Raw genomic sequence first — 23047 nt, 5'->3', positions numbered from 1 at the left:
GAAGGAGTTGAATGGACCCGTTCCGGTTGCGGCCGCCCCACGCCCCCCGCGGGAACGCAAGGCCTGTATGCAGCTTGTCGCGTGAGCGCCAAAAGGGAGATTTCGAGGGTGCACCTTTTTCGCTGACGTGTCGGACCGGAGGGGCCCGAAACGTCTTGTAACAGGTCAACCAAACGGAGATTTTGCCATGTCCGGTTCCGCCCTGAAACCCGCAACAGAACTCGCACGCGGCAACGGCGTGCACTTTCCCAACGAGAGCGTCGAGTATCGCCGCGCCCGCGCGCAATTGCTGGCGGAAGAGATCGAGCTGCGCCGTCACATCGAGCGCGTCGCCGAATTGCGCCGCGCGCTGCCGCCGGGCGGCGCAGTGACGAAGAACTATGCGTTCGAAGGCGAGGGCGGCAAGGCGACGTTACCGGACCTGTTCGGCGACAAGCAGACGCTCGTCATCTACAGCTACATGTTCGGCCCCGCACGCGAGCAGCCGTGCCCGATGTGCACGTCCTTCATGAGTACCTGGGAAGCGAAGCTGCCCGATGTCGAACAGCGCATCGCGTTCGTGTTCGTGGCGCGCTCGCCGATCGCGCGGCTGATCGAGGCGAAGAGGGCGCGCGGCTGGACGCGGCACCGGATCTACTCGGACCCGTCGGGCGATTTTACGCGCGACTACGTCAGCGCAGCCGATGCGGACGCACCCGGCTACAACGTGTTCACACGCCGCGACGGCAGCATCCGCCATTTCTGGTCCGGCGAAATGGGACCGTCGACGGCCGACCCCGGACAGGACCCGCGCGGCGCGCCCGACATCGATCCGCTGTGGACCATCCTCGACACCACACCCGAAGGGCGCGGCAAGGATTGGTATCCGCGCCTGAGTTACTAGCGCCGGCACAAGTGGACGTTGCCGGCCCTATTTACAAATCCTGGAATTGCTGTATCTGATCGCGCGCTTCTCGCCGATCTCTTGGAAAGACGATGCTTCGTATAGATACCAATGCTTCACGTTATGCAGGCCAGCCGGTCGTCCGGCGTGGTCGCGCTTTGGCGTGTGCGGTTGGTGTGTATCCAGTGAATGCACCGATTTCGCCAAGCGAACTAGCAGCGTAGCGGCAGCGGGTCATCCCTCTGCCGTCCAGGCAGAGAGAAATGATCCGCACGATGCCCCTCGTGGCTAAATGCACCCCCTGACTCCCTGCCTGCAAACCGAACCGGCCCGTGTCGCGACTGACATGGGATTCTACCGGAGTCCCGAAGGGCCTTCGGAACGAGGTATATTGCAGTGAAGGAGGATCAAATGCGATCCGATCCCTACCAGGAGCGCGCCCGGGCCTTGGCCGTTGAGGCCGGGCTCGACCCCAATGCGAAGATCGACCGGCCCGGCCAGCGCCCGATGCCGACGTGGTGCCTGTTTCGTGACGCCGCGCGCAAGGAGAAGCTTGCGCGCGACGCCGAGGCCGTGGCCGCCGATATCGCGCTCAAGCCGCAGGCGGCGCAATACCAGAACAGCCCGCTCAAGGTCTTCGGCAAGCATGACGAGGCAACCATCGCGCAGATGCGCAATTGCATGTCGGTCGGCAACGCCGTAGCCGGTGTGATCTGCGCTGACGGCCATCTCGGCTATGCGCAGCCGGTCGGCGGCGTGATCGCCTATGAGAAGCAGATCAGCATCTCCGGTGTCGGCTTCGACATCGGCTGCGGCAACATGGCCGTGCGCCTCGACACGCCGTTCAGCCAGATCGAAGGCAACGTCGGCACGATCATCAAGGACGTGCACAACGTGATTTCGTTCGGCGTCGGACGCACCAATGACGAGCGTGTCGAACATGAACTGTTCGACGACGCTGATGCGTGGCGCGAGTCCGACATGGGCGCCTACCGGCAGAAGGCGGTCACCCAACTCGGCACCGTCGGATCGGGCAACCACTATGTCGATCTGTTGCGCGACGAGGCGGGCTTTGTCTGGATCGGCGTGCACTTCGGCAGCCGCGGCCTCGGCCACACCAGCGCGACCCGCTACCTCAAGGCCGCGGGCGGCAAGGACGGAATGAACGTGCCGCCCGCTGTGATCGACGAGGACAGCGAGATCGGGCGGCGCTACATCGCGGCGATGCAACTCGCCGGGCGCTACTCCTATGCCGGCCGCGAATGGGTGATCGAGCGCGTGCGCAGGATCATCGGCGGCGAGGTCACCGACATGGTTCACAACCACCACAATTATGCGTGGCGGGAGAACCATGGCGGCAAGGATTTGTGGGTGGTTCGCAAGGGCGCAACCCCGGCATTTCCCGGCCAGCGTGGCTTCATCGGCGGATCGATGGGCGACGACGCTGTCATCGTCGAGGGCGTCGACAGCGAGGAGGCGAAGGCTTCGCTCTACTCGACGGTGCACGGCGCAGGCCGCCTGTTTGGCCGCAAGGAGGCCAAGCGGCGGTTCACGCGGGCCGAGATGGACGCCTGGCTGCAATCACGTGGCGTAACGCTGGTAGGCGCTGACCTCGATGAAAGCCCGATGGCCTATCGCCGGCTGCCGGAGGTGCTGGCCGAACACGCTCGCTCGATCAAGGTGCAGCACACGCTGCGCCCGTTCGCGGTCGCCATGGCCGGCGAGAACGAGTTCGACCCGTTCAAGGACTAATGCCTTAATTTGGCCCGATATGGGACATCCGGTGGGCAGAAACGCCGGATGTCCCTGATTGTGGCGGAATCCCCGCATCGCTACGGGGATAATTTCTCTAATAGTTCCATGCAGTTGAGCCACGCCTTAGATCCGCCCGGGTTTAATCCGGATTTAACTAAAAGTCGCCTTAATGACGCTCTGTGCCTCTGCGAGATGCTGTCGGGGACCTATCCGGACGCGGCATCAAATGGGGGACTTGGTGGAATTGTTGTTCTGGGCGTTGTGTGAATGAGTAAGCGTATGCGTGCGTTCGGCCCTGCGGTGCACAACCGCAGGAAACCTTCCCGTAAAGGTATTCCCCAATATTTCCTCGGCAGTGTCGCGGTCGCGGGCCTGGTGCTGGGCTGCGCCTGGACCGTTTACACCAACGTGTTCGGCGCCAGCGTCTATCCATCCGTGAACAGCGCCGCCTTCGAGGCGCCCGCCGTCAAGAACCCGACCGTGGTCGCTGCCCCTCCGGTGCGACCGGCTTTCAACGAAATATTCGCGTCGCTGCCGCAACAATCGCTGGTGATCCCCGCGCCGGAGAACGTTGCGTCTTCGCTGATGTTCACCGAACGGTTCGCCGCAGCGGCAGCGCAAGGCCAGCCATCCAGAACTGTCGATCCCCAACCCGTCGAAACGACCAGGCTGGCGGAAGCTTCGCCGCCGGCCGAAGCGCCGAAGGCCGTTCAGGCGTCGAAGCCTGCGGAGACGCCGAAGCCGAAAGTTTCCACGCCGGCTACCAAGCTCGCCTTGAACGTTCCGGCCACGGCGCCGAAAGAGACCGAAGCCAAGACTTTGGAAGCCAAGGCTGCGGAGGATAAGACCGCGAAGGCATCCGGCTCCACCGTTCGCGACATGGCGCAGCGCGCCAAGGCGGCCGTGATGTCGATTGCTTCCAACGACAAACAGACCATGGTCGAAAAGCTGTGGGGCAAGCAGCCGGCAGCTGGAGGGTTCCTGGCCTATGCATCCGCCGACGCCAGCGTGACCGGCAGTATCATCGATACACGAAGCCAGAATCCGATGATGGGCGGCGCGCCGCCCTATGACCGCCAGACCGCGGTCTACGATATCGCCGCCAAGACAGTGTATCTGCCCGACGGCACCAGGCTTGAAGCGCATTCGGGGCTCGGCTCCAAGATGGATGACGTGCGCTATTCGCATGTGCGGATGCAGGGCGTGACGCCGCCGCACATTTACGAACTGAAGCCGCGCGAGGCGCTGTTTCACGGCGTGCCGGCGCTGCGGCTGACGCCGATCGGCGGCGAGGAAAAAATCCACGGCCGCGACGGATTGCTCGCGCACACCTACATGCTCGGGCCGAGCGGCCAGTCCAACGGCTGCGTCTCGTTCAAGGACTACTACGCGTTCCTCGACGCCTACAAGAACAAGGGCATCCGCCGCCTCGCGGTGCTGGCGAAGATCCAGTAGGCGGCGCCGCCGCCTCAAACCAGATTCGAATTTCAAGCAGCTCGCCGAGGTTTTTGTCCGGCCTGGCCGGACGATCCCGCACGCGGCTCACCCACGTCATTGCGAGCGAAGCGAAGCAATCCATCTTTCCGCGCACGAGGTGGCAATGGATTGCTTCGCTTCGCTCGCAATGACGGTGGCAGTGTTAGAGCGTCCCGGATGTCGCTCATTCGGGCGACGAAGCTGTTTCGACGACGGTTGCCTGTAAACAATGTATGGTTGCATTTGACGTCATCTCGGCTATTTTGGTCGCGAGCGATCAGGGCTGGGCAAATATGACATTGGTTCGGGACACAGGCCGATCCCCACTGCGATGGGGCAAGATCGCTCTTATTGCCGTAGCCGTTATTTTGGCGATCCCGCTATTCTCGCCGATCGTCCTCCGCACGTTCCTGTTCCATCCGTTCTACATTCCGGCTAGCTCGATGATGCCGACGTTGCTGGTAGGCGATAATTTGTTCGTCTCGAAGTATGCCTACGGCTACAGCCGCTATTCCCTGCCGTTTTCACCGCGTCTGTTTCCAGGACGCATATTCGGCTCGGTGCCGGAACGCGGCGACGTCGTTGTGTTTCGGATTCCAAAAGACGACTCGGTCGATTACATCAAGCGCGTCGTGGGATTGCCCGGCGACACTATTCAAATGCGGCAAGGACTGCTCTTCATCAACGGCGTACCAGTCGTGCGGCAGAGGTTGTCCGATATCGCCGTCGACGAGCCGTGCGGGATAGGTGATGGCAACCGAACCAAGCGCTGGCGCGAAACACTGATGAACGGCGTGAGCTATGAGACGCTCGATTGCGTCGACAACGGCTTCTACGACAACACGAATGTTTACCAGGTCCCGGATGGCCACATCTTCGTGCTGGGCGATAACCGCGACAATTCCACCGACAGCCGGGTGCTTTCGGCGGTCGGCTATATACCGCTGGAGAATATCGTCGGCCGCGCAGGTCTTATCTATTTTTCACGGGCGCCCCGTGCCGGCGGAGCCCCTTCGATCGTGCGGACCGAACGCATAGGCATGCTTGTGCATTGATCGCGATCTTCGCGCGGCGACGGCTTACTATGGCCGCGGCATCGACTGATCGCATTGTGACGGAGAAGTCACAACGGGTGCGGAATTTTTGAAAACGCTCTTGCAACTGAAAGATGTTTCGTTTATTGACCCGCTCCTTCGCTTTGGCCATGGGTTCGGGCTCGTTGTGATCCCGACTGGCGCGGGCCGGTTTCCGGTTTCGTGTTCCGCCAGGTGAAGACGCGATAGTAGCTCAGCGGTAGGGCGTCGGGGTGACCCGAAGGTCGCCGGTTCGATTCCGGTCTATGGCACCACAAAGGATAGCTCAGTTGGGTAGAGCAGATGAATCATAATCATCGGGTCGCGGGTTCGAATCCCGCTCCGCTCCGGTTCAGCCTAATACGCTGATTCCCATTGAAGGGGACCGGACGCGCGCTTCAGTCGCAGTCCGGCCGTATTGCCGCAAGGCTTTTCGTCCGAACCTAGACACTGTGAGACCGGCTTTGCGCCGCGGTGGATACCGCTTGCGTTGATGCCGGGTGGCAACGTTTGACCGCTCGACGCACGTCGAGCGATTGAGCGCGTGCGCCCGCTATCTGCGCAAGCTCAAACCCGGCCCGCCGAGCTTTCAGGAAGCGTCGTCCGCGTCCTCACGTCGTTTGCAAAACGAAACCCGCTTTCCGACCCCGCGAGGGCCGGACGGCAAACCATGGAGGCGTGCCATGACCTGGCATTTGCTGATGAAGACGCTGACAGTGAAGGATGGCGAGCGCGCGTTGCTGACGCGTAACGGCAGGCTCGAGGGCGTGCTCGAACCCGGTCGTCACCGGCTGTTCGATCTGCGGCGTCAGTTGACGGCGGAGATCTTCAGCGTCGTTCGCGCGGAATTCCCCGCGGAGCGTTACGCGGTGCTGAAGGCCGCGCGGCCTGATCTGGCCGCCGAGCTGTTCGAGGCTGTCGAGACCAAGGCGAACGAGATCGCCATCGTCAGCCTTGACGGTCGTCCCGTGCACCTGATGACGCCCTGGCAGGCGCGCGTCTACTGGAAGGTCGCAACCTCGGTCGATGTCGAGCGCATCGATGTGGCCAGCGATCCCCGCGTGACCGCGCGTCACCTGGCGATGATCGAGCGCAACCGTCCTACCATCGTGACGGAAGCGGTGGTCGAGAACCACGAGGCCGGTCTGCTCTATGTCGAGGGCCGGCTGGTGGAGCGGCTCGCGCCCGGCCGGCACGCCTTCTGGATCGCCGGCCGCAAGATCGAGGTGAAGCGCCTCGATCTGCGTCCCCAGGCGGTCGAGATCACCGCGCAGGAAATGCTGACCAGGGATCGCATCGCACTGCGGGTGACCCTGACGGCATTCCGCCGGATCGTCGACCCCGAGCGCGTGGTCGCGGCCGTGCCCGACGTGGATGCGTGGCTGTACCGGCTGGTGCAGTTCGCTATCCGTGAGGCGGTTGCCGGCCGCACGCTCGACGAGGTGCTCTCGGCGAAGGCTGCGCTGGATGCGGAGCTGCGCGACTACGTGCGCGAGCGCATCGCCGACAGCGGTGTCGAGGTCTCCGAACTCGGCGTGAAGGACGTGATCCTTCCTGGCGAGATCCGCGAGCTCGTCAACAAGGTGGTGGAGGCGGAGCGGGTCGCAAAGGCGAACCTGATCCGCCGGCAGGAAGAGACCGCGGCGACGCGCTCGCTCCTGAACACCGCCAAGCTGATGGAGGAGAACCCTCTGCTGCTCCGGCTCAAGGAGCTGGAGTCGCTGGAGCGGCTGGTGGAGAAGGTCGGCCGGATCGACCTTCATGCGGGTGACGGGCAGGGCTTCGACGCGCTGCTCACAAAGCTGGTCCGCTTCAAGCCCGCGGAGAATGCGTGACAGGAAGGGTCGCCCACGGGCGGCCCTTCATTTTCATGCCCGCCGATCGGCGGTAGGATACATTCCACTGGAGAATGTCGTCGGTCGCGTGGGCATGATTTTCTTTTCGCTCGATGCCGGCGGCAATGGCACGCCGCCTGCTATTCGTTACGAGCGGATCGAGACGGTAGTGCAATAGCGTGACACTAGTGGCTGTATTACCGCAACGCGCGACGCGGCTCTCGTCGTGGCTACGGCCGCCATTGAGAAGCAAAGGCCGCAAACGCCTGTCGGCATGCCATGCGCCGGAATTGGAACCGCACGGTCCCGTAAGCTTACGGTGTTACCCATGCGTATTTTGCGGTTGCGTTCGTCGGCCCATTTGCATCTAACTTCCTAAGGCCCTGCGAGCAGAAGGTCCGCCTCGCGGCCGAGCGTTTGGAGTTTGTTGTTAGGGTGAGAGCGTGTTTGTGTGAGTACGCTTAGAGAGAGCAAATTTAATCAATGTTGAATCGGCCGTTTCGCGACACTCCCAATGGAGAACGCCGCAGACACGTCACAGCGGGTTCTCCGCAGTGAAGCCTCGCGGCGGAATGGGCAATCGCCTTCTTGCAGCATTGCCTGCACCGGACTTCGATTTGCTGGAACCCGAACTTGAAATGATCGCGCTCGATCAGGACGCGGTTCTTTCGCGGGCGGGTGACGATATCGATTACGTCGTCTTTCCCCACAGCGGCGCGATCACCTTGATGATTGACATGGCGGACGGGCACACGGTTGCCACCGCGGCAATCGGGCGTGAGGGAGCCGTCGGCATTCTTTCGGTGCTCGGGCCATCACCTTCGGCCACGACAGCCGTCGTTCGCGCGGCCGGCACCGCGTCTCGAATCCCTGCATCGCGATTCCTTGGCCTCTTTAACCGCAGTCCCGCGATCCGACGCATGGTTCAGAATCACGTCAAGGCGATGTTGATGCAGTTCCAGCTCGGCTTGGCCTGCAACGCGCTGCACCCGGTCGAAGCCCGCATGGCCCGCTGGCTGCTTCAGTTGCGCGACCGCGTCGACCATGATGCGCTCCCGCTCACCCAGCACGCGCTGTCGCAAATGCTCGGTGTGCGACGCACGACGGTGACGCTCCTGATGCGTAATCTGCGCGCGCGCGGAGCGATCAGGTCCGATCGACGAGGTCTGATCGAGATCGACCGGGCGCGGCTCGCGGCGGCCGCGTGCGAATGCCATCGGGTCATGCGCCTCGAAGTTGAGGAGATTCTCTTAGCGAATTCGGACCAATCCCGCGCGAGAGGTCTGCTCGAAGCCGGGCGCACCCCCGAAATCAAATCGGGCGGTGTCAGGTAAGCGCGTTTCGCGCGACCGCTTGAACTTTCCACGTCGCGACGTGCTGCTGCGGCGTTCCGGGAAAAGCCCATCAACGAGCGGATCCTGCGCTCGGTCAGGTTCTCTGCCGCCAATCACGTTCGAGGGCTTGCTCGGACGCCGCCTCGAGTTTCGCAAGCTCGCGCAGTACCTTTGCCGTCTCGCGCAGCTCGTTGCGTTCAGGGCCCGGCTTCCGCCGTCGCGCTTCGTCGAGAAAGGCCTTGGCCTGCAGCAGCCAGGTTGAAGTTTCAGATGAGATTTGCATGCGCGCCATGGTGTCCTCCATCGCGATCGTCGTTCGATCTGTGTCGACGATTAGGCCGGGGAGGCCGCCCTGCGACGCCGCACCCGGATGCTCGGCTCGTCGACCCAGGCTTCGCGTGCAAACCACGCGTGATCGGTGTGGCAGATCACGCAACGCGTGCGCGAGAAAAACACCGCGCTGCGCCCAAAGCTTTCGCGATCAGTCTTGATGCCGGTGGGAATCGCCAGTCCGGTTTGCGGACATTTGACCATGACCATACCCATGTCGCCCTCCCTTGCGATTGGTTTGTGTGTGTATTTCGAAAGAAAGCACCGGCCGGTTGGAATGCGCCTGTTGTCGGTGCGGGTTACTTGGGGGGCATCGCGCACCTTGTTCAGCGCGAGCGTCGGCCAGTGGGGGCTGCATGCTCGCTGCTTGGCTTGTTCCAACCGGCCGGATCCCTCCTCAGAACAAATTCCTAGACGTGAACTGAGCGGGCTTTTTTAGCCTGCTTGGTGGATAACCTTGGTGAAGTGCTTCCTGATCGGTTCACCCGTTTCGGTCGCAAGCTTCTGGGCAAGCGCCCACAATTCCCTGTTCTGGTCGGAAGCGGTGTCGAACGCCTTGCGCGTTTGCGCCGCCGACAAGGTGAAGACCTCGGTCGCTGACTTGCTGCCACAGAGATGGATCAAGAAATCGAGCGCTGAGGCGGCATTGGCGTTTGAGATTTCAAGCACCTTCAGCCCATAGTCGGTCGCGCTTCTGGCGTTGCCCGAATAGGTCTCGCGCAGCGCTTCCGTCATCTCCTCCGACGCGGCCTTGATCTTCTCGAAGCCTTCCCGGGTGCGGGCGAGGGCCTGCTCGTTGCCGCCGATGCCGGGCAAGGCGAATTTCGAGAAGTCCGGTAGCGGCATCCCGAAGACATTGGTTCCGTTGGCTGTTACTTTCATTTCGCTTTCACTCACGCAGCATTACTCCTCTCAAGCGAAAGCATTCTCCGCAACGCTCGCTTGCGTCACGAGAGCTCACGCTCCGTGTTCGATCAGATTTTGGATGAGCTTTGATTTAGCCCCGACCCGATACGACTTTGCGTCAAGAGAAGCGGAGCGTCGGTTCGAATTGCGACTCTCGCAAAAATTTTTTTTGAGATTGTCAACGCATACGATCGTATATCTACGGAGCCCTGTGCATAAGAGGGATATCTCAGGGAGCAGGAAGCTTTTTCTTCAGCGTAGCGTTGCGAGGGGAACGTCGGCGTTCGTCGCGTCGCGGCAGGCATTTCCATCGTCCGTCCAAACAAAAACCCCGGCATCGCTGCCGGGGTTTTGCATTTCTTGGATCGCCTGAGTCGCTGGACTTAGAAGTCCATGCCGCCCATGCCGCCGCCCGGAGGCATGCCGGCGCCGGCGCCCTGGTTCTTCTTCGGCAGTTCGGCGATCATGGCTTCGGTGGTGATCAGGAGAGCCGCGACTGACGCCGCGTTCTGGATCGCCGCACGAACCACCTTGGTCGGGTCGATGATGCCCTTGGAGACCAGGTTGCCGTATTCGCCGGTCTGCGAGTCGAAGCCGTAATTGTACTGCTCCTTCTCGAGGATCTTGCCGACGATGACGGAGCCGTCTTCGCCTGCGTTGATCGCGATCTGGCGGGCCGGCGCGGAGAGCGCCTTGCGCACGATCTCGACACCGGTCTTCTGGTCGTCGTTGGCGGTCCTGATGCGCTTGAGCTGCTCGGAGGCGCGGAGCAGGGCGACGCCGCCGCCCGGCACGATGCCTTCTTCAACCGCCGCACGGGTCGCATGCATCGCGTCATCCACGCGATCCTTGCGCTCCTTCACCTCGACTTCGGTCGCGCCGCCGACGCGGATCACCGCGACGCCGCCCGCGAGCTTGGCCAGACGCTCCTGCAGCTTCTCACGGTCGTAGTCCGAGGTGGTTTCCTCGATCTGCGCCTTGATCTGCTGGACGCGCGCCTCGATGTCGGCCTTCTTGCCGGCACCGTTGACGATGGTGGTGTTTTCCTTGTCGATCATCACCTTCTTGGCGCGGCCGAGCATCTGCAGGGTGACGTTCTCGAGCTTGATGCCGAGATCTTCCGAGATCGCCTGACCACCAGTCAGAACGGCGATGTCCTGCAGCATGGCCTTGCGGCGATCGCCGAAGCCCGGAGCCTTGACGGCCGCGACCTTGAGGCCACCACGGAGACGGTTCACGACAAGCGTGGCCAAGGCCTCGCCTTCGACGTCTTCCGCGACGATGACCAGCGGCTTGCCGGTCTGCACCACGGCTTCGAGCAGCGGCAGCAGCTCGTTCAGCGAGGAGAGCTTCTTCTCGTTGATCAGGATGTAGGCATCGTCCATTTCAACGCGCATCTTGTCGGCGTTGGTGACGAAGTAGGGCGAGATGTAGCCGCGGTCGAACTGCATGCCCTCGACGACGTCGAGTTCGGTCTCGAGCGACTTGGCTTCCTCAACCGTGATGACGCCTTCGTTGCCGACCTTCTTCATGGCGTCGGCAAGGAACTTGCCGATTTCGGCGTCGCCGTTGGCGGAGATGGTGCCGACCTGGGCGATTTCCTCGTTCGAGGTGACCTTCTTGGAGTTCTTGACGAGGTCGGCGACCACGGCTTCCACCGCGAGATCGATACCGCGCTTCAGGTCCATCGGGTTCATGCCGGCGGCAACCGACTTGGCGCCTTCACGGACGATCGCAGCCGCGAGAACGGTCGCGGTGGTGGTGCCGTCGCCGGCCGCGTCGGCCGACTTGGAAGCGACTTCGCGCACCATCTGCGCGCCCATGTTCTCGAACTTGTCGTCGAGCTCGATCTCCTTGGCGACCGTGACGCCGTCCTTGGTGATGCGGGGAGCGCCGAACGACTTATCGAGTACGACGTTGCGGCCCTTGGGGCCGAGCGTCACCTTGACGGCGTTGGCGAGAATGTCCACGCCGCGCAGCATGCGGTCGCGGGCATCGACGCCGAATTTGACTTCTTTAGCTGACATATTTGGTTTCCCTGAGTTGATCTTTGTTTCTCACCCTGTCGGGGAGGCGCCTTGCGGGCGCTCCTCAGGGTGAGCGTTGCAGGCGAAGCGCTTAGGCAGCCTTCTTCTTGGTGGCGGGGACGTCGAGCACGCCCATGACGTCGGACTCCTTCATGATCAGGAGATCTTCACCGTCGATCTTGACCTCGGTGCCCGACCATTTGCCGAACAACACGCGGTCGCCGACCTTGAGGTCGATCGGGATCAGCTTGCCGGCTTCGTCGCGGCCACCCGGGCCCACGGCGACGATTTCGCCCTGCGAGGGCTTTTCCTTGGCACTGTCCGGAATGATAATGCCGCCAGCGGTCTTCTCTTCGGCGTCGATGCGCTTGACCACGACGCGGTCGTGAAGCGGACGGAATTTCATGCAGTCCTCCTAAGTTTCTGAAGATGTTATCAGATTCTGGAATTTTGGCAGTCCGAGCCAGCGAGTGCCAACTCGGCTGCGGCTGATTTAGGCCAGACTTGTTCGGGGGACAAGGGCTTCTAGCAGAAAAATTGGCACTCAAATATGACACCTGCCAATTTCATTAATCATGATTAACCGGGTCGGCCGGACCCAGGACCCTGTATTAGCACGTGCGGTAAGCTGCTGCTAACGCGTGAATTTTCAACAATTCATTAAACATTTAGGCTTGTGATGAGAGGGTCGCGTGCGTCACATTTCTCTCATGTGAGCGCATCTCCGCCGGGGTGGCTCGGTGTGTGGCCACCACGTGAAATGCGCTTCCAGCAATGGAGGTTTGGCATGGTCTCGCGGGTTGGAGTTGCTTCCGACGATTTCCGGAAGCAGGTGCTGGGTTACGGGCTGACGACGGCGCAAATTCTGTATCGGATGCCGGATCATCCCGCATTGCTGCAGACCTACGTCTGGCAGAATTACGATCTGTTTCCGAAATTCCCGGCGCTGAAGGATTTCCTCGCCTTCTGGCAGGAAAAGCTTGATGGCCCGCTGTTTTCGGTGACGGTCGCGCATTCCAGGCTGATCAAGCCGGCCGAGTTGCGCGCGGTCGACGGCGTGTTCAGGCTGCATTGATGAGATGCCGTAGGGCGGGCAAAGGCGCTTGCGCCGTGCCCACCATCTAACACTCCGCTCGCGATGGTGGGCACGCTTGCGCTTTGCCCACCCTACAAAAAAATTTTGTGTTAGCCTCCCGCCACAAACAAAAAGGGAGGCACCCATGGCCAAGAAGAAAGTCGCGTCGCGCGCCGCGGCGCAGCCCGCCGTAAAGAAGAAATGGTCGGGTCACAAGACGGCAGCCAAATCCTCAGCCCGCAAGACCATCAAGAAGGCGAGGGGCGTGTCCGCCGCGAACCCCAAAGCGGTCAAGTCCAAGGCGCGGCCGAAGCAGCGCATCGCCATCAGCCATCACCGCGAAGAAGATTTCAAGGCCGACGGCCTGCGCGCTTACGCGCATTACCGCGACCTCGGCATTGCCGACGCGACCCATGGCCTGGCGCAGGCGCATGTGATCCGACTGATCGGCCCGTGCAATCCGGCGGAAGTTTCAAAGCTGCACTACCACGACGTCGAATTCCAGATGGTCTACGTGCTCAAGGGCTGGGTGAAGACCTACATGGAAGGCCAGGGCGAGACGCTGATGAAGGAAGGCAGCGCCTGGACCCAGCCGCCGCGCATCAAGCATCTGATCATGGATTATTCCGACGATGTGGAATTGCTGGAAGTGATTTTGCCGGCGGAGTTCAAGACGGTGGAATTGGCGTCGTAATTCTCGCCGTTATTCCGGGGCGCGAAGCGAACTATGGTGCGCAATTGCGCACCTGAGAATCTCGAGGTTCTCCGATGTGCAATTGCACATCGTAGTTCGACGCTGACGCGTCGCCCCGGAACGACGGAGAGAGCGTTACGTCATCACCCCCACCACCGCCCCCATCAAACACGTCGTCAGCGTGCCTGACACAATCGACTTCAATCCCAGCGCATTGATCTCCTCGCGCCGTTCAGGCGCCATGGTGCCGAGGCCGCCGATCATGATGCCGAGGCTGGCGAAGTTAGCAAAACCGCACATCGCATAGAGCATGATCAGGCGCGAGCGGGGATCGAGCGCATCCGTGCCGAGTTTTGACAGGTCGACATAGGCGATCAATTCGTTGAGCACGGTCTTGGTGCCCATCAGGCTGCCGGCCGTGATCGCCTGCGGCCAGGGCAGGCCCATCAGCCAGCACACCGGTGCCATCAGGTAGCCGAGCAGGCGCTGCAGCGAAATTTTGGCGCTGCCGACCTCGGGCAACAGTCCGAGGATCGCGTTGACGAGATAGACCAGCGCAACCAGCACCAAGAGCATCGCGATGATGTTGAGCAGCAATTCGAGCCCGGCCGCGGTACCCTTGGCGATGGCGTCCATGGTCGAGGACGCGTGCATATCGGGATCTTCCAAAGATCCGCCGGTGCGCTTGTCCGAAGTCTCCGGCACCATGATCAGGCTGACCAGGATCGCCGCCGGCGCGCCCAATACGGAGGCAATGACAAAATGCGCCGCCGCATCCGGGATCAGTGGCGCGAGGAAGGTGGCGTAGAGCACCAGCACGGTGCCGGCGATGCCGGCCATGCCGCCGGTCATGACCAGGAACAATTCGCTGCGCGTGAGCTGCGCCAGATAGGGGCGGATGAACAGCGGCGCCTCAACCATGCCGAGGAAGATATTGGCTGCGGCCGACAGTCCCACCGCGCCGCCGACGCCGAGCGTGTGCTCCAGGAGCCACGCCATGCCGCGCACGATCGGCGGCAGGATGCGCCAGTAGAACAAGAGTGTCGTCAGAACGCTCATGACCAGCACAATCGGCAGCGCCTGAAATGCCAAAATGAAATCCGCGCCCGGCGCCTTGAGGTCGAACGGAAGTGCGCCGCCACCGAGATAGCCGAACACGAAGGACGTGCCGGCGCGCGTCGCCGCCGCGATTGTGTTGACGGCGTCGTTGATGGCGCCGAACGCCTTTGCCACCGGCGGCAGCTTGAGCAGCACCAGCGCCGTGACGATGGTGACGGCAAGGCCAACCACGATTTGCCGTAACGAAACCGCGCGGCGGTTCTCGCCAAGCGCCCATGCGATCGCCAGCAACGCCAGCACGCCAAACGCAGATTGCAGTTGCAGCATGAATCCCCCGCCAACCCCGGCAACGATTATGCCAGCGCTGCGCGGCCGCGCAATGCCGTGTTGCGGGCCCGCCCGTTGACATCGGCACCGCGCTCGGCCACCGCTCTTGCCCATGTCCTCGACGATGCCGGTAGGCGCCCGCGATCTGCTCAGGCACGCCCCGTTCCTGTTCTTCCTGCTGTCGCGCAGCCTGTCGCGCTTTTCCAGCCAGATCGCGGCGGTCGCGATCGGCTGGCAGATCTACGACATCACCGGCAGCGCCTTCGATCTCGGCATGGTCGGGCTGGTGCAATTCCTGCCCACGGCGCTGCTGGTGTTCGTGGCCGGCCACGCCGCCGACCGGTTTGAGCGCAAGCGCGTGGTGCAGCTTTGCCAACTCGCGGAAGCGGCGACGGCGCTGTTTCTGGCCGTCAGCACCTTTGCCGGCTGGCTCACCGTGACGCAGATATTCATCGCCACCTTCGTGATCGGCATCGCCGGCGCCTTCGAAAGCCCCGCCACGGCCGCGCTGCTACCGCTGATAACGCCAAAGGGCTCGCTGCAGCGCGCGACCGCGATCTCCTCCGGCGCCGCCCAGGTCGCGACCATCACGGGACCTGCGCTCGGCGGTTTGGCCTATGTGTTCGCGCCGAGCCTGCCGTATTTCGTCATTGTCGTATTCTGGCTGGTGGGCGCGGTCCTGACCGGCTTCATCCACATCGCGAAGCAGGAGCCTTCGAAAGCGGAGGATGCGGTTGCGGGTGACATCTTTGCCGGCGTCCGCTTCATCCGCAACAACCCGGCCATTCTCGGCACTATCTCGCTCGACCTGTTCGCCGTGCTGCTCGGCGGCGTCACGGCGCTGCTGCCGATCTATGCCCGTGACATTCTCGAAACGGGCCCGCTGGGTCTCGGCATCCTGCGCGCCGCGCCTGCGGTCGGGGCGCTGCTGATGACGATCGTGCTGGCGCGCTACGTTATCAACCGACATATCGGATTGCGGATGTTTCAGGCTGTGATCGTGTTTGGCGCGGCGACGGTGATATTCGCCCTCTCGCAGTGGATGTGGCTGTCGGTGCTGGCGCTGGCGATGCTGGGCGCGGCCGATACGATCAGCGTGGTGATCCGCTTCTCGTTGGTGCAGCTTTCGACGCCCGACGAGATGCGCGGCCGGGTCGGCGCGGTCAATTTCCTGTTCATCAATGCCTCCAACCAGCTCGGCCAGTTCGAGAGCGGCGTCACGGCGGCGTTGTTCGGCACGGTGCCGGCCGCCGTACTCGGCGGCGTCGGCACGATCGCGATCGCGCTGCTCTGGATGAAGCTGTTTCCGGCGCTGCGGAAGGTGGAGAAGCTGGAGTAGGGGGCGCGCGTCCCTCAGTCGTCATTGCGAGCGAAGCGAAGCAATCCATTGCGCCACTTGCGGAGGCATGGATTGCTTCGTCGCTAACGCTCCTCGCAATGACGGCTGTTGAATCAGCCGCGTCCGACGAACGGCATCTTGGTCGCCATCACCGTCATGAACAGCACGTTGGCGTCGAGCGGCAGGCCGGCCATGTAGGCCACGGCATCGCCGACGGCCTTCGCGTCCATGCGCGGCTCGTGTTTCATCGTGCCATCGGGCTGCATCACGCCGGGGCCGGCGACCATGCGGTCCGTCATCGGGGTCGCGGCATTGCCGATGTCGACTTGGCCGACCGCGATATCGTACATGCGGCCGTCGAGATTGGAAGCCTTGGTCAGGCCGGTAATCGCGTGCTTGGTTGAGGTATAGGCGGCAGAGAACGGCCGCGGCGCGTGCGCCGAGATCGAGCCGTTGTTGATGATGCGACCACCGCGCGGGTTCTGGTCCTTCATGATCCGGAAGGCGTGCTGAGTGCACAGGAAGGGGCCGGTGAGGTTGGTGTTCACCACCGCCTGCCATTGTTCGAGGCTGAGATCCTCGAAATTCACCGGCGGCGCGCCCATGCCGGCATTGTTGAAGAGAACGTCGAGCCGGCCATAGGTGTCCATCACCTTGGCGAACAGCGCTGCGATCGAGCCGGGGTTGGTCATGTCGGCCGACACGCACAGGCTCTTGCCGACATTGTCGCCGAGCTTTTTGGTTTCTTCCAGCATCTCCATGCGGCGTCCGGCGAGCACCACGGTGAAGCCGGCATTCATCAGCGCCAGCGATGCGGCGCGCCCGACGCCGGTGCCGGCACCGGTGACGATTGCGATCTTGTTTGTTGCGTCGGCCATTGTTTCCTCGCCTTCAGTTTTTTTCTGTTTCGGATTTGTAGGGTGGTCTCGGAATATTCTGGTGCGCCGCGCGCAGGGCCGCCGACCAGCGCGAGCGCAGGTCGTGGAAATAGGGCTCGCCCGCCTCGATGCGGTGGTTGAGATCGGCCACGCAGGCATCCGTGCGCACCACCAGCACGTCGATCGGCAGGCCGACGCCGAGATTGGACCGCATGGTCGAATCCATCGAGATCAGGCCGGTCTTCAGCGCCTCATACAGTTCGACGTCATAGTGCATCGCGCGGTCCAGCACCGGCTTGCCGTATTTGTGCTCGCCGATCTGCAAATAGGGCGTATCGGTGGTGCATTCGATGAAATTGCCGGCGGTGTAGACCATGAACAGCCGCATCCGCGAGCCCTTGATCTGTCCGCCGAACAGGAAGGAGACGTCGAAGCTGACGTCTTCGGATCGCAGCGCCGGGCCTTCGGTGGCATGGACCAGGCGGATCGCCCGCCCGATGCGCTGCGCCGCCTGGAACATGGTCGGCGCGTTCATCAGTGTCTCGACCTCACCGGTGTCGGGGTCTTCGATGCCCTCGGTCAATGTCGACAGCACCGACTGGCTGATCGCCAGATTGCCGGCGCTGGCGATCGCCATGATGCGCTCGCCGGGTTTGGAGAAAATATGGAGCTTGCGGAAGGTCGAGACGTTGTCGAGGCCGGCATTGGTGCGGGTATCCGCGATCATCACGAGACCGTCCCGCACCAGAATTCCGCAACAATAGGTCATTCCAAGTCCTCGAACGCGACTGATTTTTCGGCCCAAACTATAGCGTTTTCGAGCGAAGTGGGCACCGGTTCGCATGAAGAAAACGCGTCAAACAAGACACTAGAACTCGGTTCTGATGCAATCAGAACCGACGAGGCTCTAGTAGCCAATTTCGATGGGGCATCCAACCCCAATTCCCGTGGCGCGGCATGCGCCGGGCGGGTAAAACCGCAGTTAGGGTGGGGGAAGGGCATGCAGAAGTCCGCTCTGATCGGCACGATCGTGGCCGCGTTGTTCCTGGGCAGCGCCAATGCGGTGGCAGGCCCCTGGGAAGACGGCATGGTGGCCTATAACCGCGGCGACTATGTGCCGGCGATCCGGCTGTTCCGTCCGCTGGCGGAAGCGGGCAATCCGAAGGCGCAAACCCAGATTGGAACGATGTACCGCAGGGGCGAGGGCGTGACGTTCAGCCCGACCCGCGCCTTCATGTGGTTCAGTGTCGCCGCCAAGCGCGGAGATGCCAAGGCGAAGGCTGGTCTCCGTGACGTCTCCAGGAAAATGACGCCTGCGGAAATGTCGCAGGCCCGGCAGATGGCGCTGGCCTGCGAGGCTTCTAACTACCGATACTGCGAGTATTGATTAAGCTGGCGGCCTCCGGCAGTCTGGCTGCTCGACAAGAACAAAAAGATTGGGAGGCCACCATGCGCGCCATGCGGTCGTCATTCAAACCAGCCGCGTCCATCGCGCTCCTTTGCGTTGCAATGGTCGCCGCGTTCCCCGCTGCCGCACAGAAAAAAGGCGGCACGCTCCGGCTCTATCACAACGACAATCCGCCTTCGACGTCGCTGCACGAGGAAGCGACGATTGCCTCGGTGACGCCGTTTGCCGCGATCTTCAACAATCTCGTCGTGTTCGATCCCGCAAAAGTCCACGAAAGCATCGATACCGTCATTCCCGATCTCGCCGAAAGCTGGTCGTGGGATCCCACCAATACAAAGTTGACCTTCAAGCTTCGGCAGGGGGTGAAATGGCACGACGGCCAGCCGCTCACGGCGAAGGACGTGCAGTGCACCTGGCGGATGCTGATCGGCAAGACCGAGACCCAGGACTTCAAGCGCAATCCGCGAAAAGTCTGGTACACGAAGCTGCAGGACGTCAGCGTCAACGGCGATTACGAGGCGACCTTTGAGCTGAGCGAGCCGCAGCCGAGCCTGCCGGTGTTGCTCGCGAGCGCGTTTTCGCCGGTCTATCCCTGCCATGTGCCGCAGCAGGTGATGCGCACCAAGCCTGTCGGCACCGGGCCATTCAAATTCGTCGAGTTCAAACGCGGCGAACAGGTTCGCCTCGTGCGTAATCCCGATTACTGGAAGAAGGATCGGCCTTATCTGGACGAGATCACCTTCCGAATGATCGACAGCCGCGCCACGCGCATGCTGGCGTTCGCCACCGGCGACTACGACATAACCTTTCCTTCCGACGTCAGCATTCCCTTGATGAAGGACATCAAGGCACGCGCGCCGAACGCGATCTGCGAGATGACGGCCACGGGAGTGCAGATCAATCTGATGGTCAACCGCGTCAACCCGCCGTTTGACAATCCGGATATCCGGAAAGCCATGTCGCTGGCGCTGGACCGCAAGCCCTTCAACACGATCCTGATGGAGGGGGTGGGGCGGATGGGCGGGGCGATGCTGGCCAAGCCCGAAGGCGAGTGGGGCATGCCGCCGGAAATGGTAACTTCGCTGACCGGCTACGGTCCGGAGACCGAGAAGAACATCGCCGAGGCGCAGGCGATCATGCAGAAGCTCGGCTACAGCGACGCAAAACCGCTGCAGATCAAGATCCAGACCCGGAACCTGCCGACCTATCGCGATCCCGCGGTAATCCTGACCGATCAACTCAAGAAGATCTACATCACGAGCGAACTCGACATTCTCGATACGCCGCGCTGGTACGCGCGGCTGGCGAAGAAGGATTACACGATCGGATTGAACTTGACCGGCGTCAGTGTCGACGACCCCGACGGCAACATCGTCGAGAACTACTCCTGCAAGTCGGAGCGCAACTACACCCAGTATTGCAACGCCGAGGTCGACCGGCTGCTGGCCGCGCAATCGAGCGAGCTCGACAGGGAAAAGCGGAAGAAGATGGTCTGGGACATCGAGCAGCTGTTGGTCGACGACGCCGCGCGGCCGATCATCCTGCACTCATCGGCCGCCAATTGCTGGCAGCCGCATGTGAAGAATTTCCGGCCGCACGCCAACAGCCAGTACAACAATCTGCGCTTCGAGGATGTGTGGTTGGATAAGTGATGGCTTCGCCACACCTTCATATGACATCAAGATCGTGGGCAGTCACGACGCGTCCATCGTAGTGCTGCTTGATCTCATCCAGCACGGCCTCTTCGGGATCCGCAAGCGTCAGTGCGCCGCCGGCATTGGCGCGATGATAAAGCACCAGCAGTCCAGGCTTGACGCGGGAGGCGAGTGCAGCGAGTTCCCTGGACGACGTGTGGTGGGTCCGGCGATACCGTTGCCATTTGCGCGAGACTTTTTCGTAAGTCTGTTGCGAATAAGTCTCGTGAATTAAGACATCGCAACCGACACAATGTTCAGCCAGGCTCGGCGTCGGCGCCGTATCCCCCGATATGACGATGACCTTGTCGGAAGTCTCGAATCGAAAGCCGAATGCGTGTTTCAGCCCGTGCCGCACCGGAAAGGCGGTGACCCGGATATTGCGGTCGGTGTAGATCGCTCCCGGCCTTATCTCATGCACAACGACCTGACAGCCGGCGCGTGGCAGTCTGTCGATGCCGTTGATGCGATTGTTGATGTCGATTTTCCATGCGCTTAGTACGTGCTTTGTCATGGCGCGGAGGCCTTTCGGCCCGTAGATTTCGATCGGTTCCCGCCGACCCAGGATCCACGGCGTGAGGATTAGGTCTGGGTAACCAGCAGTGTGGTCCGCATGCATATGGGTCAGGAAAGCCGTCTTTATCCCGCCGGCAGCGGGTCCGAGTGCTGTAACGCCTTTGCTGTAGGCTGCTGCCACACGACGAACGACGCCAGGGCCGAAGTCCACGAGATATGGCGTCCCGTTCACCACAATGGCGGTCGCGGGTCCGGAACGTGCAGGATCGGGTCGGGGCGTTCCGGTGCCAAGCATGACGATTTGTGTCGTTGGCGTCCGTTGGCGGCGCGATCTTTCAGGTGTCCCGTGCATGCGCGTTAATCGAGGCGGATGTCGGAGGTCTTGATGACGGTGCGCCATCGTCCGGACGCGGATGCGAGCAGTGCTTTGGCTTCGGCGCCTGTGCTGCCGATCGGCTCCAATGCCTGAGCGCGGAGGCGGGACTGCAGATCGGGCGCTTGCAGCGCCTGCCGTACTTCGCGTTCAAGCACCTCACGGATTGCCTCAGGAACGCGCTTGGGCGTTAGCATCACCTGGAAGAAGGCGACTTCGAAACCGGGGTAGCCACTTTCCGCGATCGTCGGAACGTCGGGAGCGAGCGGCGCGCGCTGCGGACTAGATCCAGCCAATGCCTTCAGCTGGCCTTCACGCGCGACCTGCAGCACGCCCGGTGTCGCGAGGAAGCCAGCTTGTATCTGTCCGCCAACCAGGCCCATCACGACCTCAGCATTACCTTTGTAAGGGACGTGTACGCCTTCGAACCCGGCCTGCATCCGGAAATACTCCATTGTCAGGTGACCGGGATCGCCGCGCCCGCCGCCGCTGCCGTAGAGTAGCGGCCGGTCCTTGAGATTCTTCGCATATGTGACGAGCTCTGCGACGGAGGCTGCCGGGATGGACGGATGCACGACGAGCGTCATCGAGAAACTTGCGACGGCAGAGATCGGCTCCAGGTCCCTGACTGGCTCAAAGGCCAGCTTGGCGTACAGTGTCGGATTGACCGTGAGCGGCGTGTCGAGCACGAACAACAGCGTGTACCCGTCCGGCTCCGCCTTGGCGACCGCATCGGTCCCTATGTTGCCGGAAGCACCGGGTCGGTTTTCCACGATGAAGGCCTGCTTGAGGCTGATGGCTAGCTTGTCGGCGAGCATGCGCGCGGTGAAATCCAGCGGACCGCCGGGCGGGAACGGCACCACGATCTTGACGGGCCTCGACGGATAATTCTGCGCAGAGGCGGAGCAGAGCGTGGCAGCGCCCATCAGGACGATAACAGCTGCGGTTACCAAGCAATCTCTCAGCGCAGCTGATCGGATCATCGTAGCCTCCGGTTGTCCGTCAGGATTCGGCTAAATCCTGCACCCAGCAGACATATGCGTCCAATTCTGATATGTGGCAGTGGCATAACCATTTCGATAGGTCTCTGCCATGCAGTGGATTGATCGCGTTGGACGGCGCCTCAAGCTGCGTGATTTGCATATTCTGCTCGCCGTGGTGCAGCACGGCAGTATGGCGAAGGCGGCGGTGGAGCTCGCAATCTCGCAGCCTGCCGTTTCGAAGGCAATCGCCGAAATGGAGCACGCGCTAGGGCTTCGTCTGCTCGACCGTGGCCGCGACGGCATCGAGCCGACGATCTACGGTAGCGCTCTTGCGACACGCGGCCGCGCGATCTTCGATGAACTAAAGAAGGGGGTTGAAGAGCTAGCCTTTCTCGCCGATCCCACGGTCGGAGACTTGCGCATCGGCAGCACGGAGAGCCTTGCCGCCGGTTTTTTTGCCCGCGGTCATCGAGAACTTCTCACGCGAGCAGCCGCGCGTTCGCCTCGACGTTGCACAAGCGGTTATGAATGCGCAGCACTATCGCGATTTGCGCGAGCGCAACATCGATCTGTTGTTGGGGCGCATTCCGACCCAGTTCGCGGAAGACGATCTCGACGTCGAAAATGTGTACGACGATCGGGTCGCCGTGGTAGCAAGCCGCCGCAGCAAGTGGGCACGGCTACGCCGACTTACGCTCGCCGACCTCGCTGAGGAACGCTGGGTCCTGCCGCCCGCGGATACGATGGCCGGTGTCCTTGCCGCCGAATGGTTTCGCGCCGACGGAATTGAAATGCCGCACGGTTGCATCACGACGCTTTCCATTCATCTGTGCTGCCGGCTGGCCGCCACCGCGCAGTTCGTAACCACGCTTCCAATCTCGGTGCTACGTACCGCAGATTACGATCGGATTCTCAAGGTCCTTCCGATCAAGCTTCCCCCGCAGCGACGCCCCGTGGGTGTTGTGACACTCAAGAATCGCATGCTCAGTCCGGTAGGAAAGCGATTTATTGACTGCGTTCACCGCACAGCGAAGCAACAAACGAAGCGCTATTGAAGGTGTGGATACCGTGAAGGTCGATCG

22 protein-coding genes, 1 tRNA gene and 1 pseudogene are annotated in these 23047 nt (G+C 62.0%); 14 read left to right on the top strand and 10 right to left on the bottom strand.

The annotated features are described in order from the left end of the window. The first annotated feature begins 187 nt into the window (after nucleotides 1-187). The 7 genes from V1294_RS27665 to V1294_RS27635 all read left to right on the top strand — a co-directional run bounded on the left by V1294_RS27665 (nucleotide 188) and on the right by V1294_RS27635 (nucleotide 8356). On the top strand, nucleotides 188-883 hold the full coding sequence (locus tag V1294_RS27665; protein ID WP_334501584.1) for a DUF899 family protein: 696 nt from the start codon (nucleotides 188-190) through the stop codon (nucleotides 881-883). 411 nt (nucleotides 884-1294) lie between these two features. Beyond that, nucleotides 1295-2635 carry an RtcB family protein gene (locus V1294_RS27660; RefSeq protein WP_334501582.1) on the top strand — a complete coding sequence of 447 codons (1341 nt, stop codon included), beginning with the start codon at nucleotides 1295-1297 and terminating at the stop codon, nucleotides 2633-2635. Between the two features lie 270 nt (nucleotides 2636-2905). Beyond that, nucleotides 2906-4093 (top strand): DUF2778 domain-containing protein, encoded by a 1188-nt coding sequence (locus V1294_RS27655; RefSeq protein WP_334501580.1) that lies wholly within the window; start codon nucleotides 2906-2908, stop codon nucleotides 4091-4093. A gap of 314 nt (nucleotides 4094-4407) precedes the next feature. After that, complete coding sequence (lepB, locus tag V1294_RS27650) at nucleotides 4408-5169, top strand: signal peptidase I (protein WP_442895467.1); 762 nt, start codon at nucleotides 4408-4410, stop codon at nucleotides 5167-5169. A gap of 221 nt (nucleotides 5170-5390) precedes the next feature. Further along, nucleotides 5391-5462: transfer RNA gene (locus tag V1294_RS27645), tRNA-OTHER, on the top strand. Nucleotides 5463-5870: 408 nt separating this feature from the next. Continuing rightward, nucleotides 5871-7022, top strand: a complete 1152-nt coding sequence (locus V1294_RS27640) for a slipin family protein (protein WP_334501576.1) — start codon at nucleotides 5871-5873, stop codon at nucleotides 7020-7022. Nucleotides 7023-7594: 572 nt separating this feature from the next. Then, complete coding sequence (locus tag V1294_RS27635; protein WP_334479228.1) at nucleotides 7595-8356, top strand: Crp/Fnr family transcriptional regulator; 762 nt, start codon at nucleotides 7595-7597, stop codon at nucleotides 8354-8356. A 94-nt stretch (nucleotides 8357-8450) separates the two neighbouring features. Here V1294_RS27635 and V1294_RS27630 read toward each other — a convergent pair whose 3' ends face one another. The 5 genes from V1294_RS27630 to V1294_RS27610 form a co-directional block, all read right to left on the bottom strand. Continuing rightward, nucleotides 8451-8648 carry a hypothetical protein gene (locus V1294_RS27630; protein ID WP_334479229.1) on the bottom strand — a complete coding sequence of 66 codons (198 nt, stop codon included), beginning with the start codon at nucleotides 8646-8648 and terminating at the stop codon, nucleotides 8451-8453. A 41-nt stretch (nucleotides 8649-8689) separates the two neighbouring features. Continuing rightward, a complete protein-coding gene (locus V1294_RS27625; RefSeq protein ID WP_108516927.1) occupies nucleotides 8690-8902 on the bottom strand; it encodes a hypothetical protein in 213 nt (70 codons plus the stop codon). A gap of 219 nt (nucleotides 8903-9121) precedes the next feature. Beyond that, nucleotides 9122-9583, bottom strand: a complete 462-nt coding sequence (locus tag V1294_RS27620; protein WP_334479231.1) for a phasin family protein — start codon at nucleotides 9581-9583, stop codon at nucleotides 9122-9124. A gap of 392 nt (nucleotides 9584-9975) precedes the next feature. Then, nucleotides 9976-11619, bottom strand: coding sequence for a chaperonin GroEL (gene groL, locus V1294_RS27615; protein ID WP_334479232.1), 1644 nt, complete (start codon nucleotides 11617-11619; stop codon nucleotides 9976-9978). A 91-nt stretch (nucleotides 11620-11710) separates the two neighbouring features. Continuing rightward, a complete protein-coding gene (locus V1294_RS27610; RefSeq protein WP_108516645.1) occupies nucleotides 11711-12025 on the bottom strand; it encodes a co-chaperone GroES in 315 nt (104 codons plus the stop codon). Nucleotides 12026-12406: 381 nt separating this feature from the next. On the opposite strand from V1294_RS27610, the gene V1294_RS27605 reads away from it, so the two are divergent. Then, nucleotides 12407-12694 carry an usg protein gene (locus tag V1294_RS27605; RefSeq protein ID WP_334479234.1) on the top strand — a complete coding sequence of 96 codons (288 nt, stop codon included), beginning with the start codon at nucleotides 12407-12409 and terminating at the stop codon, nucleotides 12692-12694. A gap of 145 nt (nucleotides 12695-12839) precedes the next feature. Then, the gene (locus tag V1294_RS27600; protein ID WP_334501574.1) at nucleotides 12840-13388 is read left to right on the top strand and encodes a cupin domain-containing protein; all 549 of its coding nucleotides are present in this window, start codon (nucleotides 12840-12842) and stop codon (nucleotides 13386-13388) included. A 135-nt stretch (nucleotides 13389-13523) separates the two neighbouring features. On the opposite strand, the gene V1294_RS27595 is transcribed toward V1294_RS27600, so the two are convergent. After that, on the bottom strand, nucleotides 13524-14774 hold the full coding sequence (locus V1294_RS27595; protein WP_334501570.1) for a NupC/NupG family nucleoside CNT transporter: 1251 nt from the start codon (nucleotides 14772-14774) through the stop codon (nucleotides 13524-13526). Between the two features lie 112 nt (nucleotides 14775-14886). Here V1294_RS27595 and V1294_RS27590 point away from each other — a divergent pair, with 112 nt between their 5' ends. Continuing rightward, complete coding sequence (locus V1294_RS27590) at nucleotides 14887-16113, top strand: MFS transporter (RefSeq protein ID WP_334501567.1); 1227 nt, start codon at nucleotides 14887-14889, stop codon at nucleotides 16111-16113. Nucleotides 16114-16226: 113 nt separating this feature from the next. On the opposite strand, the gene V1294_RS27585 is transcribed toward V1294_RS27590, so the two are convergent. Both V1294_RS27585 and V1294_RS27580 read right to left on the bottom strand, forming a co-directional pair. Then, on the bottom strand, nucleotides 16227-16991 hold the full coding sequence (locus V1294_RS27585; RefSeq protein WP_334361069.1) for an SDR family oxidoreductase: 765 nt from the start codon (nucleotides 16989-16991) through the stop codon (nucleotides 16227-16229). 13 nt (nucleotides 16992-17004) lie between these two features. Next, nucleotides 17005-17760: a proteasome-type protease gene (locus V1294_RS27580; RefSeq protein WP_334479240.1), complete on the bottom strand. Its 756-nt coding sequence runs from the start codon at nucleotides 17758-17760 to the stop codon at nucleotides 17005-17007. A 231-nt stretch (nucleotides 17761-17991) separates the two neighbouring features. On the opposite strand from V1294_RS27580, the gene V1294_RS27575 reads away from it, so the two are divergent. Further along, nucleotides 17992-18378: a tetratricopeptide repeat protein gene (locus V1294_RS27575; RefSeq protein ID WP_334501565.1), complete on the top strand. Its 387-nt coding sequence runs from the start codon at nucleotides 17992-17994 to the stop codon at nucleotides 18376-18378. Between the two features lie 62 nt (nucleotides 18379-18440). Further along, entirely contained in the window at nucleotides 18441-20051 is a 1611-nt protein-coding gene (locus V1294_RS27570) for an ABC transporter substrate-binding protein (RefSeq protein WP_334501563.1), read from the top strand. Nucleotides 20052-20067: 16 nt separating this feature from the next. Here V1294_RS27570 and V1294_RS27565 read toward each other — a convergent pair whose 3' ends face one another. Together V1294_RS27565 and V1294_RS27560 are read right to left on the bottom strand one after the other, a co-directional pair. Next, the gene (locus V1294_RS27565) at nucleotides 20068-20904 is read right to left on the bottom strand and encodes an MBL fold metallo-hydrolase (RefSeq protein WP_334501560.1); all 837 of its coding nucleotides are present in this window, start codon (nucleotides 20902-20904) and stop codon (nucleotides 20068-20070) included. A 62-nt stretch (nucleotides 20905-20966) separates the two neighbouring features. Continuing rightward, nucleotides 20967-21842, bottom strand: coding sequence for a Bug family tripartite tricarboxylate transporter substrate binding protein (locus tag V1294_RS27560; RefSeq protein ID WP_334501558.1), 876 nt, complete (start codon nucleotides 21840-21842; stop codon nucleotides 20967-20969). Nucleotides 21843-22074: 232 nt separating this feature from the next. Between V1294_RS27560 and V1294_RS27555 the strand changes: the two are divergent. Both V1294_RS27555 and V1294_RS27550 read left to right on the top strand, forming a co-directional pair. Further along, nucleotides 22075-22227, top strand: a pseudogene (locus tag V1294_RS27555) (helix-turn-helix domain-containing protein); the annotation flags it as partial. 178 nt (nucleotides 22228-22405) lie between these two features. Beyond that, nucleotides 22406-23020, top strand: a complete 615-nt coding sequence (locus V1294_RS27550; protein ID WP_334501555.1) for a LysR family transcriptional regulator substrate-binding protein — start codon at nucleotides 22406-22408, stop codon at nucleotides 23018-23020. The last annotated feature ends 27 nt before the right edge of the window (nucleotides 23021-23047 follow it).

Origin of the sequence: Bradyrhizobium sp. AZCC 1678 (genome assembly GCF_036924765.1) — a bacterium.
Taxonomy (GTDB): domain Bacteria; phylum Pseudomonadota; class Alphaproteobacteria; order Rhizobiales; family Xanthobacteraceae; genus Bradyrhizobium; species Bradyrhizobium algeriense.
This window is presented reverse-complemented; position numbering and strand designations above follow the sequence as displayed.

Excerpts from the sequence above, each read along its gene's own strand:
- V1294_RS27665 (WP_334501584.1), top strand. The coding sequence starts at position 188 with ATGTCCGGTTCCGCCCTGAAACCCGCAACAGAACTCGCACGCGGCAAC.
- V1294_RS27660 (WP_334501582.1), top strand. The coding sequence starts at position 1,295 with ATGCGATCCGATCCCTACCAGGAGCGCGCCCGGGCCTTGGCCGTTGAG.
- V1294_RS27655 (WP_334501580.1), top strand. The coding sequence starts at position 2,906 with ATGAGTAAGCGTATGCGTGCGTTCGGCCCTGCGGTGCACAACCGCAGG.
- lepB (WP_442895467.1), top strand. The coding sequence starts at position 4,408 with ATGACATTGGTTCGGGACACAGGCCGATCCCCACTGCGATGGGGCAAG.
- V1294_RS27640 (WP_334501576.1), top strand. The coding sequence starts at position 5,871 with ATGACCTGGCATTTGCTGATGAAGACGCTGACAGTGAAGGATGGCGAG.
- V1294_RS27635 (WP_334479228.1), top strand. The coding sequence starts at position 7,595 with ATGGGCAATCGCCTTCTTGCAGCATTGCCTGCACCGGACTTCGATTTG.
- V1294_RS27630 (WP_334479229.1), bottom strand. The coding sequence starts at position 8,648 with ATGGCGCGCATGCAAATCTCATCTGAAACTTCAACCTGGCTGCTGCAG.
- V1294_RS27625 (WP_108516927.1), bottom strand. The coding sequence starts at position 8,902 with ATGGGTATGGTCATGGTCAAATGTCCGCAAACCGGACTGGCGATTCCC.
- groL (WP_334479232.1), bottom strand. The coding sequence starts at position 11,619 with ATGTCAGCTAAAGAAGTCAAATTCGGCGTCGATGCCCGCGACCGCATG.
- V1294_RS27610 (WP_108516645.1), bottom strand. The coding sequence starts at position 12,025 with ATGAAATTCCGTCCGCTTCACGACCGCGTCGTGGTCAAGCGCATCGAC.
- V1294_RS27605 (WP_334479234.1), top strand. The coding sequence starts at position 12,407 with ATGGTCTCGCGGGTTGGAGTTGCTTCCGACGATTTCCGGAAGCAGGTG.
- V1294_RS27600 (WP_334501574.1), top strand. The coding sequence starts at position 12,840 with ATGGCCAAGAAGAAAGTCGCGTCGCGCGCCGCGGCGCAGCCCGCCGTA.
- V1294_RS27595 (WP_334501570.1), bottom strand. The coding sequence starts at position 14,774 with ATGCTGCAACTGCAATCTGCGTTTGGCGTGCTGGCGTTGCTGGCGATC.
- V1294_RS27590 (WP_334501567.1), top strand. The coding sequence starts at position 14,887 with ATGTCCTCGACGATGCCGGTAGGCGCCCGCGATCTGCTCAGGCACGCC.
- V1294_RS27585 (WP_334361069.1), bottom strand. The coding sequence starts at position 16,991 with ATGGCCGACGCAACAAACAAGATCGCAATCGTCACCGGTGCCGGCACC.
- V1294_RS27580 (WP_334479240.1), bottom strand. The coding sequence starts at position 17,760 with ATGACCTATTGTTGCGGAATTCTGGTGCGGGACGGTCTCGTGATGATC.
- V1294_RS27575 (WP_334501565.1), top strand. The coding sequence starts at position 17,992 with ATGCAGAAGTCCGCTCTGATCGGCACGATCGTGGCCGCGTTGTTCCTG.
- V1294_RS27570 (WP_334501563.1), top strand. The coding sequence starts at position 18,441 with ATGCGCGCCATGCGGTCGTCATTCAAACCAGCCGCGTCCATCGCGCTC.
- V1294_RS27565 (WP_334501560.1), bottom strand. The coding sequence starts at position 20,904 with ATGCTTGGCACCGGAACGCCCCGACCCGATCCTGCACGTTCCGGACCC.